The 12,765-nt window shown below is 67.5% G+C and carries 13 protein-coding genes; 4 read left to right on the forward strand and 9 right to left on the reverse strand.

What is annotated here, in order from left to right:
• Positions 1-5: 5 nt before the first annotated feature.
• Positions 6-683, forward strand: coding sequence for an aggregation-promoting factor C-terminal-like domain-containing protein (locus tag BLU81_RS28565; protein WP_092547989.1), 678 nt, complete (start codon positions 6-8; stop codon positions 681-683).
• A 270-nt stretch (positions 684-953) separates the two neighbouring features.
• Here BLU81_RS28565 and pilO read toward each other — a convergent pair whose 3' ends face one another.
• The 9 genes from pilO to BLU81_RS28610 all read right to left on the reverse strand — a co-directional run bounded on the left by pilO (position 954) and on the right by BLU81_RS28610 (position 9,820).
• Positions 954-1,529 carry a type 4a pilus biogenesis protein PilO gene (pilO, locus tag BLU81_RS28570; protein WP_092547992.1) on the reverse strand — a complete coding sequence of 192 codons (576 nt, stop codon included), beginning with the start codon at positions 1,527-1,529 and terminating at the stop codon, positions 954-956.
• Positions 1,529-2,221, reverse strand: coding sequence for a PilN domain-containing protein (locus tag BLU81_RS28575; RefSeq protein ID WP_092547995.1), 693 nt, complete (start codon positions 2,219-2,221; stop codon positions 1,529-1,531). The genes pilO and BLU81_RS28575 overlap by 1 nt, the downstream gene beginning before the upstream one ends.
• Positions 2,221-3,243, reverse strand: a complete 1,023-nt coding sequence (pilM, locus tag BLU81_RS28580; RefSeq protein ID WP_092547999.1) for a type IV pilus assembly protein PilM — start codon at positions 3,241-3,243, stop codon at positions 2,221-2,223. The genes BLU81_RS28575 and pilM overlap by 1 nt, the downstream gene beginning before the upstream one ends.
• A gap of 29 nt (positions 3,244-3,272) precedes the next feature.
• Positions 3,273-4,052 carry a prepilin peptidase gene (locus BLU81_RS28585; protein ID WP_231953559.1) on the reverse strand — a complete coding sequence of 260 codons (780 nt, stop codon included), beginning with the start codon at positions 4,050-4,052 and terminating at the stop codon, positions 3,273-3,275.
• Between the two features lie 73 nt (positions 4,053-4,125).
• On the reverse strand, positions 4,126-4,587 hold the full coding sequence (locus BLU81_RS28590; RefSeq protein WP_092548002.1) for a type II secretion system protein: 462 nt from the start codon (positions 4,585-4,587) through the stop codon (positions 4,126-4,128).
• A gap of 105 nt (positions 4,588-4,692) precedes the next feature.
• Entirely contained in the window at positions 4,693-5,922 is a 1,230-nt protein-coding gene (locus BLU81_RS28595; RefSeq protein WP_092548005.1) for a type II secretion system F family protein, read from the reverse strand.
• A gap of 2 nt (positions 5,923-5,924) precedes the next feature.
• Positions 5,925-7,046: a type IV pilus twitching motility protein PilT gene (locus BLU81_RS28600; protein WP_092548008.1), complete on the reverse strand. Its 1,122-nt coding sequence runs from the start codon at positions 7,044-7,046 to the stop codon at positions 5,925-5,927.
• An 81-nt stretch (positions 7,047-7,127) separates the two neighbouring features.
• Entirely contained in the window at positions 7,128-8,792 is a 1,665-nt protein-coding gene (locus tag BLU81_RS28605) for a GspE/PulE family protein (protein WP_092548010.1), read from the reverse strand.
• A 29-nt stretch (positions 8,793-8,821) separates the two neighbouring features.
• Positions 8,822-9,820: a GlxA family transcriptional regulator gene (locus BLU81_RS28610; RefSeq protein WP_373873363.1), complete on the reverse strand. Its 999-nt coding sequence runs from the start codon at positions 9,818-9,820 to the stop codon at positions 8,822-8,824.
• Positions 9,821-9,891: 71 nt separating this feature from the next.
• Between BLU81_RS28610 and BLU81_RS28615 the strand changes: the two genes are divergently transcribed.
• The 3 genes from BLU81_RS28615 to BLU81_RS28625 all read left to right on the forward strand — a co-directional run bounded on the left by BLU81_RS28615 (position 9,892) and on the right by BLU81_RS28625 (position 12,765).
• Positions 9,892-11,190, forward strand: coding sequence for an MFS transporter (locus tag BLU81_RS28615; RefSeq protein ID WP_092557778.1), 1,299 nt, complete (start codon positions 9,892-9,894; stop codon positions 11,188-11,190).
• Positions 11,191-11,303: 113 nt separating this feature from the next.
• Entirely contained in the window at positions 11,304-11,699 is a 396-nt protein-coding gene (locus BLU81_RS28620) for an excisionase family DNA-binding protein (RefSeq protein WP_092548015.1), read from the forward strand.
• 61 nt (positions 11,700-11,760) lie between these two features.
• On the forward strand, positions 11,761-12,765 hold the full coding sequence (locus BLU81_RS28625) for a DUF3039 domain-containing protein (protein ID WP_157751822.1): 1,005 nt from the start codon (positions 11,761-11,763) through the stop codon (positions 12,763-12,765).

Below are 12,765 nucleotides of genomic sequence, written 5' to 3' on the forward strand. Positions count from 1 at the left end.
CCCCGGTGAATCGACTCCGGACCACAGGCGCTCGCGTCGCGTCGGTCGCTCTCCTGCTGGCCGGTCTGGTCGGTGGTGTCCAAGTGGCGCGCCATCAGGACGCCAAGCTGGTGGCCGCCGAGTCGGCGGCCGCGACCGAGCAACTCCTGGCCCAGCGCGAGACCCAGCACGCCGCGGCTCGGGCCGCCCGGGCCGAGGCCGAGGCCGACGCCGCGGTGAAGGCGCAGGGTGTGGCCAAGACCGCCGCCACTGGTGCGCGCGCTCTGGACAAGGCGCAGGCCAAGGCGGTCGCGGTGGCGAAGGCCGAGGCCAAGCGGAAGGCCGAGGAAGCAGCCGGGCCGGTTCCGTTCGACGGGCCGATCCCGTCCTCCTGTAATGAGTTCAGCGGCAGCCGCAAGATCGGGTGCGCCCTGACGCTGACGGCCGGTTTCGGGATCGCCGAGTTCCCCTGCTTGAACGAGCTGTGGGATCACGAGAGCGGCTGGAACTACAAGGCCGAAAACCGCAGCTCCGGGGCGTACGGCATTCCGCAGTCCCTGCCCGGCAGCAAGATGGCTTCGGCCGGCGCGGACTGGAAGACCAACCCGGCCACCCAGATCAAGTGGGGCCTGGGTTACATCAAGGGCCGGTACAAGACGCCGTGTGGTGCCTGGAACAACTTCCAGCAGAACGGCAACTACTAGACCTGAGCTTGAAGGGTGATGGCCGTCGTGAGGCGGCCATCACCCTTTTTCATGCCTGTCCAGGAGGGGCGGGCAGTGCCCGGTGTGGACTAAATCCAACTTAAGGGCGCATTGTCCGGCGCCGACGGACCGGTTGTCCGGAGAAAGTAAGGGGGCCCGCGCCGCTACGGGGGGAACGGCGCGGACCCAGACGCAACGATATCCGTCATTTCGGGGGAATGCGAGAGCTTCCGGCGTATACATAGGAACCGCACAGCGAACCGTTACCGGTCACGAGGTGATGGTCTTGGTCTGGGTCGTGGTGATGAAGGCGGTCAGGGAGAGCGTCAGCGTCCACTTGTCCTCGTTCACGCCATACTTGGCGGACTGGATGAGCACCGACCGGGGCTGCTCGGTCTGCAACTCCTTGACGAAGGTGGTGATCTTGTCGATCGAGCCCTCGATGTTCAGGGTGATCGGCAGTTCGGACACCGCGGGGGTGTTCTTCAGCTCCTGCGGCGCGGATGCCCCGTAACCGCTGACGTCGACGTTGTTCTTGATGCCGAGGGCCTGCAACTGCTTGAGGAACTCGGGGATCTGGTTGGTGGTCTTCCCGTACGGCAGGGCCTTCTGTGCCGTGACCAGCGTCGCCTTGTAGGTTTCGATGCTCTTGAGCTGTTCCCGCAGTTCGGTGAGCTTCTTCTGCTCCTTGGCGAGTTGCAGGACGGTGTCGGCGGTGTCGTTCTGAACAGTGTCCCGGGCGGTGTATTTCGGTCCGATCACCAGGAAGTAGCTGCCGATCACGAGCAGGATGGCCAGGGTCAGCCCACCGAAGAGCCAGATCTGGTCGATACGACGCGTGGTCATCACTTTCCTCCGCTCGGGCAGTCCTCGGTGAAGCGCCCACAGAGCGCGTCTTTGGTGATGGTGATCGTGACGGAGAAGACGACCACGTCGTCCTGGTCCGTCACGCTCGTCACGAACGGGTTCACCATGTCCTCCAGGTCGCCGAGCTCATTGACGTAGTCGGCGACGTCACGCTTGTCGGCGGCGGTACCGGAGACCGTCAGCGTGCCGATCTCGTCGGTTGTCTCGGTGCTGGTACTGGTGCTGGTGTCGTTCAGCGTGCCGTTGATGTCGGTGATGTCCACCTTGGTGTCCACCGCCCGGTCCCGGATCAGAGTGAGCAGGTTGGTCCAGGACAGGTCACTGGCCATCACCGCGGCCAGCTCGGTGTTCAGTTCCGTCCCGCCCTGCTGGTACTCGACCAGGTCACGCAGGTCGTCGACCTTCTGCGCGCTGCGGACCGTGGTCAAGGACTGGAAGGTCTCGGTGTACTCGTCGTCGGCGTTCTGCTTGGCGATGGACGCCTGCGCGTACCAGGCAGCGAGGACGGCGAGCGTGGCGACGACCAGGACCACGATCATCGTGCGGGTGATCCGGGACCGCCGGCTCTCCCTGATCTCCGGTGGCAGCAGATCGGCGCGGATGGACAGGACCCGGGCCGCCTGTTGTGGCGACACCGACGGATCCACGGGCATCAGGGCGGTGGTGCTCATCAGGCTGCTCCGAGGGTGAGGCCGATCGACACCGCAGCCGACGGGACGAAACTGTCGAAACCTTGCTCGCGGGCTTTGCGGGTGTCCTTCAGCCGGGCCGCGCTGTCCGCATACATCACCGCGACGCCCAACTGCTCCTGCAGGTGTGCGGCGAGGCCGGGCATCAGCGCGCTGCCGCCGCAGAGCGAGATCCGGCTGACCTGCTTCTGCCGCTCGCCCGAGGCCAGGTAGGTGAACGAGCTGCGCAACTCGCTGACCAGCGGGCGGACCGCGTCCACCAGGGCGGCCACCGTGTCCGGGTTGCCGTCGCCGTGCAGGCCGAACCGGCACTTGAGGGTCTCCGCCTCGATGGTGGACAGGCCCAGGCGGGTGGCGACGTTGTCGGTGATCTCGGAGCCGCCGCGGGGCAGGGTACGCACGAACAGCGGCTCGCCGTCCGCGTGCACCACCACGCTGGTGATGTTGGCGCCGATGTCGACGATCGCCTCGACCTGGGCGTCCAGCCGGGAGGCGGAGCGCAGCATGGCGAACGAGGCCAGATCGACTCCGTTGACTTTGAGACCGGCTTTCTGGACCGCCTGCACCAGCGTGAGGACCGCTTCCTTGGGCATGGCGATCAGCAGGCCGCGGACGGTCTGGTCGTCACCCGGCTGCTCGAGCGGGTAGAAGTCCAGCAGGGAACGCTCGACCGCGAGCGGGAGCTGCTCCTTGACCTGGAACGGCAGGGCCTGGCGCATCTGGTTGGCCGGCAGGTTGGCGATCGAGGTCTCCCGGACCACCAGCTGCGGGTTGGTGACCGCCAGGTTGACCCGCTTGCTGCCGAACTTGCCGGCCGCCCAGAGCTGCTTGAGGGCTGCGGTGAGCCCGATCGGGTTCTGCACCACACCGGCCACCACGGTGCCGGGCTCCAGCGGGAACTGACCGAAGTTGATGAGCGAGTACTCATCCTTGTTGCGGCGGACTTCCACGGCCCGGATGGAGGACGAGCCGATGTCCAGCCCGATCGGTGTGGCACCAGCCATCGGTCTGCCTTCCTCTCAGCGGTTCGGATCTAGGTGGGCAGGAGCAGGTTCGTGTACCAGGTGGTGAGCGGCGCCGCGGCGAAGACCGCCAGGAAGGCGCCGGCCAGCATGTAGGGCCCGAACGGGATCCGGCTCTTGCGGCTCGCCAGTTTCAGGGTGAGCAGCATGCCACCGACCAGGCCGCCGAGCAGGAAACCGGCCAGGGCGCCGACCGTGACCGCACCCCAGCCGAGCCAGCCGAGGTAGAAGCCGAGCAGTGGAGCGAGCTTCACGTCGCCGCCGCCCATTCCCCACATCGCGAGCAGCAGATAGAGCACGTAGAGCAGGACCGCGGCGAGGAGGCCGCGGATCAGGTCGGCCGGGTCGCCGGTGGTCAGCGAGACCGGGACCAGCAGAGCCATGGCAACCCCGTACGACGGAATGACGATCTTGTTGGGCAGTCGCATCACGTCGAGGTCGATCAGCGCCAGAGCGATCGCGACGGCGGCGAGGTAGAGGTAGGCGGGCAGTTCCCAGGACCAGCCGAACCGGGCGGCGACCGCCACGAACAGGACGGCAGTGCCGGCTTCGACGAGCGGGTAGCGGGCGCTGATCCGGGTGCCGCAGTCGGCGCACCGGCCGCGCAGCATCAGCCAGCCGAGCACCGGGACGTTGTGCCGGGGCCGGACCGGGCTGCCGCAGTCCGGGCAGTGTGACCCGGGCTGGACCAGCGACTCGCCGCGGGGCACCCGGTGGATCACCACGTTCAGGAAGGAACCGATGACGAGCCCGAAGAGGGCCACCATGACGTACAGCGGGGCCTGTGTCACGGTGGTCCTCTCAGTGCTCGTCAGGATGTGGTCGCGGGTGGCGCCGTGCCCGGCGCCACCCGGAACCGGTGTGTCAGCAGGCAGCCAGCGTGAGGGCGGTGGCGGAGGTCGTCACGGAGCCACCCTCGGCGCTCTTGTAGACGTACCACTTACCGCTGCCACCGGCGTTGTTCGCGCAGATCTTGTACGTCTTCGCGGTCGCGTCGTAGACGTAACCCAGCTGGGTCTTGTCGGACAGCGTGATGGTGGCGATGTTGGGGGCCGTGCCGAGGACCAGCGTGCTGGCGGCGTTCTCAGACTTTGAGGCCGGGAAGGTGTTGCCGTTGTTGGTGTAGTACTGCTCAACCGCGCTGATCGCGCCGCGGACGTCGGACTGCGCCGACTTGTCAGCCGCGCCCTGGCGGTAGTTCAGGTACACCGGCACGGCGATCGCGACCAGGACGCCGATGATGACCACCACGACCAGAAGCTCGATGAGGGTGAAGCCTTCGTCGTTCTTCTTGCCGGCGCGAAGACGGGCGATGAGGTCCTGCATTTCGGGGTGCCTCCATGGGCGTTGGGTGGGGCAGGGGATGGGTGTTGGTGGTGCTACGGCCGTCGGGAGCCGGCCGGGAATCGTTGCTTGTTCGGGTGTCGGACGTCAGCCCTGAATGCTCTGGCCGATCGTGAACATCGGCAGGTAGAGGCAGATGACCATGCCGCCGACCACGGTGCCCATGACGACGACCATGATCGGTTCGATCGAGGCGGTCAGTGACTCGGCGGAGGTGTCGACCTCTCTGTCGTAGAAATCGGCAACCTTGTCGAGCATCTGACTGATCTGGCCGCTCTCCTCGCCGACTTCGATCATCTGGGTGACCATCGTCGGGAAGATCGGGTGGCGCCGGAGCGCCGTGGACATCGTCTGACCGTCCCGGACGGTCGCCTGGACGTCCTTCATGGCGGCGTTGATGACCTCGTTGCCGGTGGTCTCACCGACCACCGCCAGTGCCTGCATGACCGGGACACCCACGTTCAGCAGCAGGCCGAGGTTGCGGGAGAACCGGCTCATGGCGAGTTTGCGCAGCAGCTGTCCGAAGACCGGCAGGCGCATCTTGATCTGGTCGACCCGCAGCCGGAAGTTCTCGCTGGTGCGGGTCTGCCGCTTGTAGAAGACGGTCCAGGCGACTGAGACGCCGATCACCAACGGTCCGATCCAGCCCATGTTGTGGCTGGCCGTGACCAGGAACTGGGTCGGTGCCGGCAGCGCGCCGCCGAGACTCTTGAACATCCCTTCGAAGATCGGGACGATGAAGATCAGAACGCCGGCGATCATGACGAAGGTGAAGCCCAGCACGATCGCCGGGTAGGTCAGCGCGGCCTTGATCTTGCCGCGGAGCACGGTGTCCTTCTCCAGACTCTCGGCGATCTGCTCCAGAGCCTTGTCGATCATGCCGCCGGCCTCGCCGGCCCGGATCATCGCGATCATCAGGCGCGGGAAGATCCGGTCGTGCTTGGCCATCGACTGCGAGAGCCCACCACCGGCGGCCACGTCGGCACGGACCTCGGCGGTCGCCTTCTTCAGCGACAGCGCCGACGTCTGTTCCTCGAGGATCGCCAGGGAACGCAGCAGCGACATCCCGGAGGCGGTCATGGTGGCGAACTGCCGCGCGAAGACGGCGAGATCCTTGAGCTTGGTCCGGCCGCCCAGGCCCGGGATGGTGATGTTCTTCTGCAGGCCGTGCCCGGTCTCGGCGACCTCGAGCGGCACCTCGCCACGCGAGCGCAGCATGTGGGTGGCGGCGGCCTCGTTGGGCGCCTCGATCGTCCCCTTGGCCTTCTTGCCGGTCGCGTCGATCGCGGAGTAGGTGAAGGTCTTGGTGGTCGGCATGGTCAGCCCCGTCCCACGAGCCGCTTGAGTTCGTCGCCGGAGTGGCAGATCTCCAGTGCGGTCGGCATGGAGACCAGACCCTCCCGGATCTTCTCGGCCAGGTGCTGGTCGAACGAGAGCATGCCCTCGCTGCCGCCGGCCTGCATGAACGACGGGATCTGGTGGGTCTTGCCCTCCCGGATCAGGCTGCGGATGGCCGGGGTGCAGGTGAGGATCTCGCAGATCACCGAACGCCCCTTTCCGTCCGCCGTCGGCGCCAGCGCCTGCGTGATCACACCCTGGAGACTGGCTGCCAGCTGGGCGCGGATCTGCAGCTGTTGGTGCGGCGGGAAGATGTCGATGACCCGGTCGATGGTCTGAGTGGCGCTCTGCGTGTGCAGGGTCGCCATCACCAGGTGACCGGTCTCGGCCGCGGTCAGGGCGGTGGCCGTGGTCTCCAGGTCGCGCAGCTCGCCGACCAGGATGATGTCCGGGTCCTGCCGCAGCGCGTGTTTCAGCGCGCTGGCGAAGTCGCCGGTGTCGGTGCCGACCTCCCGCTGGTTCACCACACACCGCTTGTGCGGGTGGAGGAACTCGATCGGGTCCTCGATGGTGATGATGTGGTCGGCCCGGCTGCGGTTCGCCAGGTCCAGCAGCGACGCCAGGGTGGTGGTCTTGCCGGAACCGGTCGGGCCGGTCACCAGGACCAGGCCGCGGGGCAGGTGGGCGAACCGGGCCACCGACTCCGGCATGCCCAGCTCGTCCAGCGGCTTGATCTTGTGCGGGATGGCCCGGAAGACCGCGCCGCACGAGTTCCGCTGGCGGTAGAGGTTCCCGCGGAACCGGGAGACCCCGACGATGCTGTGCGCGAAGTCCAGCTCCCGCTCGGCCAGGAAGGTGTGCCACTGGGCGCGGCTGACCGCCGCACAGGCCAGCAGTTCGGTGTCCGAGTTGTTGAGCTTGCCGTACCCGGAAACCGCCTGCAGATCGCCGTGCACCCGGATCATCGGCGGCGAGCCGACGGTCAGGTGCAGGTCCGATCCGCCCGCCTCGACCAGAGTGACGAGCAGCTGGTCGAGTACCTCCAGGTCCTCCGGGGTCCCGGCGGACGTCGCCTCCGGTACCTCGTGCTGGAGCGTGGTCATCTGATCTCCCCGGCCTCGATGTTGCTGTCGACTGTTGAATCGGCACCGAGGGGAAGGGGTTTAGTAGCGGTTGGGGTGCGCTCACACAGCCACTCGGCTGACCTCTCGGATCGAGGTGAGCCCGCCGGCCGCTTTCGCCAGCCCGTCGGCCCGCAGGTCGTACATCCCCTGCGCCACGGCGACCTCGCGGATCTCGCCCGCCGAGCAGCGCCGGATCGTCAGCGATTCGATCTCCGGGCTGACCGGCATCACCTCGTGGATCGCGATCCGGCCCTTGTACCCGGTGTTCGCGCAGTTCCGGCAGCCCACCGGGCGGTAGAGCACCTCCGGGTAGGCGAGGTCCTGCAACGGCCAGTTGGCGGCCACCACCTCCTCCTCGGTCGGCGTGTACGGCTCCTTGCACCAGTCGCAGATCCGCCGGGCCAGACGCTGGGCGAGCACGCAGTCGAGCGAGGAGCCGACCAGGAACGGCTCGATACCCATCTCGGTGAGCCGGGTGACCGCGCCGGGTGCGTCGTTGGTGTGCAGCGTGGAGAGCAGAAGGTGACCGGTGAGAGCGGCCTCGACGGCGATCTGGGCGGTGGCGTGGTCCCGGATCTCACCGATCAGGACCACGTCCGGGTCGGTACGCAGGATCGCCGGGAGCACCGCCGCGAAGGTCAGCCCCGCCTTGGCGTTGACCTGGACCTGGTTGATGCCGCGCAGCCGGTACTCGACCGGGTCCTCGACGGTGATCACGTTGACCTCGGGCCGGCTGATCTTGCCGAGCGTGGCGTACAGCGTCGTCGACTTGCCGGAACCGGTCGGGCCGGTCACCAGCACCATGCCGTGCGGTTTGCTGAACGAGGCGCTGAAGCGTTGCAGGTTGTGCTCGGTGAACCCGAGTTTGGACAGGTCCAGGTCGATGCCGCCGGTGTCCAGGACCCGAAGCACGATCTTCTCGCCCCAGACCGTGGGGAGGGTGGCGGTGCGCAGGTCGACCGTGCGGTCCCGGATCAGGGCGGTGATCCGGCCGTTCTGCGGGATGCGCTTCTCGGTGATGTCGACCCCGGACATGATCTTGATACGGGAGATCAGCGCCGCCATCACCCCTCGGGGCACCAGGTCCACCTCGTGCAGTACGCCGTCGATCCGGTACCGCACCCGCATGTCGTCCTCGGTCGGCTCCAGATGCAGGTCGGAGGCACGGTTCATGACGGCCTGCTCGATCAGGCTGTTCACGTAGCGCACGATCGGGGCGTCCTCGGCGCCGCTCGACTGCGCGGTCATGCCGCCCTGGTCGCCCTGTTCCTCGGCCAGGTCGGTCAGGTCGGTGCCGTCCCGCTGGAGTTTCTCGATGATCCGGCGGACCTCGCTGCGGGCCACCACCACCGGGCGCACGGTCATGCCGGTCGCGGCCCGCACGTCGTCCAGCGCCACCACGTCGGCCGGATCGGTCACGCCGACCACCAGCTCGCCGTCGTTGATCGCCAGACCCAGAACCCGGTGCCGCAGTACGACCGGCAACGGGATCCGTTTCAGCGCCGCCGGGTCGGGGGTGAAACCGACCAGATCCAGGGTGTTGATACCGAACGCCGCGGCGGCCGCCTGCGTCAGCTGTTCCTCGGTGACGACCTGGTCGTTGATCAGGACGGCGCGCACCGACCGGCCGCTGCGCTGGGCCTCCGCGGAGGCCCGGTCGACCGCCGCCGGGTCCACTCCGATCTGCTTCAGGGCGTCTAGCAACGGGCGGAAGGTTTGATCCATGGGTTCCTCAGCGGGGGCGGAAAGAGCGCTCAGTGATTCATCGGAAGTTTCCGCCCGGAACTGAGCGCGTGAAGATCAGGACGGAAGGTCCGCCGGTACGCCGACGGCGCCACGCCGATCGTCGCGTGCATGTGCTGGCGCAGTGCCGTCGCGCTGCCGAGCCCGGCCCGGCGGGCCACCGTGTCGACCGCCAGATCGGTCGATTCCAGCAGGATCCGGGCGTGCTCGACCCGCTGGCGCAGCAGCCACTGCCGCGGGCTGAGGCCGGTCTCGTCGCGGAACCGGCGGGTGAAGGTCCGGACGCTCATCCGGGCGTGCCCGGCCATCTCCTCCAGGCTCACCGGCTCGGCCAGCCGGTCCAGCACCCAGGCCCGGGTCGGCTCGGTGCCCGCCCCGGCGGCCGACGGGACCGGGCGTTCGATGTACTGCGCCTGGCCACCCTCCCGCCACGGCGGCATCACACACCGGCGAGCCGCCCGGTTGGCGACGCCGGAGCCGTGGTCGGTACGGATGATGTGCAGGCAGAGGTCCACCCCGGCACCCACCCCGGCCGAGGTCAGAATGTCGCCGTCGTCGACGAAGAGCACGTCAAAGTCCCAGTCGACCTGCGGATAGAGGCCACCGATCCGCTCGGCCCAGGCCCAGTGGGTGGCGGCGGGCCGGCCGTCCAGCAGACCGGCCGCGGCCAGCACCGAGGCGGCGGTGCAGATGGAGACGATCCGGGCGCCACGGGCGGCCGCATCGTGAAGGGCTTCGCGGATCTCCGGCTCGACGGTTCCGTCGGTGACCGGGCCGCCCCGGTGGATTCCGGGAACGATGATCGTGTCCGCCTGCGACAATTCGGACAGGCCGAACGCCGGTACCACCGTGAAACCGGCTTCGGTGGTGGCCGGGCCGGGACCACAGACCCGCAGGTCATAGAGCCGGTCGCCGGATTCGTTCCGGGCCGCGCCGAAGATCTGGGCGGGCACCCCGAGGTCGAACGGGACGACCCCGTCCAGGACGAGTTCGCCAACTACATGTCTCATGGCCCGATTCTTGCGCATGATGGCCTCCCGGCCACTCGTCCGGACCGGTGGAAGGCGGCAGGATCACCACCGTGAGACGCATCCATCCCGCCTGGGCCGTGGCCGCGGTGACCTTCGTCGCCCTGCTCGGCGCCGCCGGATTCCGGTCCACCCCGTCCGTCATGCTCCAGCCGCTGCACGACGAGTTCGGCTGGTCACTCGGCACCATCTCGGCCGCCGTGTCGGTGAACCTGATGCTCTACGGCCTGACCGCACCGTTCGCGGCGGCGCTGATGAACCGGTTCGGGATCCGCCGGGTCGCGATGGGCGCGCTGGTTCTCGTCTCGGCCGGTTCCGGACTGACCCTGTGGATGACCCAGAGCTGGCAACTGCTGCTCTGCTGGGGCGTACTGGTCGGGCTGGGCACCGGATCGCTGGCACTCGGGTTCGTCGCCACCATCACCGGACGCTGGTTCACCAGACATCGCGGGCTGGTCACCGGCATCCTCACCGCGGCCGGCGCGACCGGCAACCTGATCTTCCTGCCGGTGCTGTCCCGGATCGTCGAGTCGGACGGCTGGCGCACCGCGGCGGCGACCGTGTCGGTGGCGGCACTCGCTGTCGTACCGCTGATCGCCTGGCGCCTCCGCGACCACCCGTCCGACCTGAACGTGCCCGCCCTCGGCGCCACCGAGATCGTCGTGCCGGCGAAGCCGGCGGGCGGCGCGGCCCGCAATGCCCTGCGGGCGCTGCGCGACGCCGCGAAGACCCGGCCCTTCTGGCTGCTCGCGGGCGGTTTCGCGATCTGCGGGGCGACCACCAACGGACTGGTCGGTACGCATTTCATCCCGGCCGCGCACGACCACGGGATGGCGCCGACCGCCGCGGCCGGGCTGCTCGCGCTGGTCGGCCTCTTCGACATCGTCGGCACGATCGCCTCCGGCTGGCTGACCGACCGAGTGGACAGCCGAATCCTGCTCGGCGGCTACTACGCGCTGCGCGGCCTGTCGCTGCTGGTGCTGCCGTCTCTCTTCGCGGCCACCGCCCACCCGAGCATGCTGATCTTCATCCTCTTCTACGGGCTGGACTGGGTGGCCACCGTGCCGCCGACCGTCGTCCTCTGCCGGGAGTATTTCGGCGAGAGCGGCCCGATCGTCTTCGGCTGGGTCTTCGCCTCCCACCAGATCGGCGCCGCGATCGCCGCCACCGGAGCCGGCCTGGTCCGCGACCAACTCGGCACTTACACCCTGGCCTGGTACGCAGCCGGCGCCCTGGCCCTACTGGCCGCAATCCTGAGCCTGATGCTCTACATCGGCAAACATCTTCCAGCAATCGAAAAGCTTCGCACCGACCCATCCGACCACGTCGGCAGTGTGCAGCCAGGAACCTAAAGCCCAGCTCAGAATGCTTTAGAGCTTGTTCCAGCAGATCCGCCACTGGTAGCATCTGCGACATCTACGCTATCTATGACATCTGCATCGACCAGCCTACCCGTGGGTGAGCCATGCACGCGATCGACACTTCCCATGTCCCTGCCGAGCAGTTCGACCAGCTTGAGCGTGCTGCTGCCGAGATCTCGCCGGAGATGTTCGACGTCATCCGCGCCCTTACCGAGTCCATTCGTGCGGGTGCCGAGATCACCGCGTTCGAGCCGACCGCCGCGCTGACACCGAGTGAAGTCGCTGATCGCCTCGGCATGAGTCGCGCACACCTGTACAAACTTCTCGACCGGGGTGAAATCCCATTCGACCGCGTCGGCCGGGACCGGCGCATCCCGTTCAGCGAGGTCGTCAAGTTCGAGCATCGTCGTCAACATGACCGCCGTGAGCTCGCCGAGCGCTTCGCGCAACAACAGCAGAACCGTGCCGCTGCGATCGACGAACTTTCCGACCTACTGTGAATCGGCGCCGGCTGGGTGCGTCGCTGACGTTCCCAGCCGGCGCCGCCGGAACAATGGCTCGGTGGAATCCCGACGGGCGCGCCCCACCCTCCGAGTGCTTCAGGATGATCTCCGCGACGGATGGAAGTCCCACCACCCTCAACCGGGACCCGGCGTTGGAGGGCTCGACCCGCTTTCTCCGCTGAGTGAGCTACCCCATCCGATCATCCAGAAAGCGCGGGAGTGCTTCGGCGACGACCCTCAGCAAGACAACTTCGTCGGGCCGGTAAAGAGCTGCACTCGTTTCACGCTTCTCGAGATCAAGTCCGGCCAATGGCGTGGCGGTATCTGGATCGACTCCGGCACCGGTACTTGCTGGCTTGTCTCGGCCGGGCTCGCCAAAGGTGGCCACGAAGACCGGGACGACTTCTACGAGCGGGTCAAGCGGGCCGACAAGTCTGGCGAGATCGACAAATGGCTCCCCACCGACGACGACCGCCGGCAGTTGAAGCGCGAGACCGCGGCAAAGTTGTTGACGGACTGGGAACTGGACATCCAGCGCCTCGTCTTGGAGGCCCTGCGCACGGTCGCCGACGGCGGAACTGCGGCCTTCATGCTTCCGCACCCGAAGGACCCGGCGAAGCGGTTCGGAACCTGCGAAGTGACTCTGGAAAGAGTGCGCGAACCAGGCTTCGAGCGCGAGGAGACAGTGGTCGAGATCGAACTCGAGAACGAGTTCCGAACCTCCCACCTGGGCTGGCAGGCCACGATGCATGTGCTGATCTCGATCAGCCCGCCCGAGACGGGCTGGGACCGTTTCGGCGACACTCACTCGACGATCGACGAAATGGGAAGCCACGCCCTTCGCATCGATCAGCTGCAGAAAATCACCGATGACGGCCTGGTCGCGCAGTCGAGTTCCAACGACAAGGCTCACTACACGCATCGACGTAATCTCGCCCAGAGCTCGGTCATGGGTCGCAGTGTCAGGTCCATGTGCGGTGTCTACTTCGTCCCTTACCGGGATCACGAATCCTTGCCCAAGTGCTCGGTCTGCGAGGAGCGCTACCACGGTCTACCCCGGTGA

The organism is Actinoplanes derwentensis, assembly GCF_900104725.1.
GTDB classification, from domain to species: domain Bacteria; phylum Actinomycetota; class Actinomycetes; order Mycobacteriales; family Micromonosporaceae; genus Actinoplanes; species Actinoplanes derwentensis.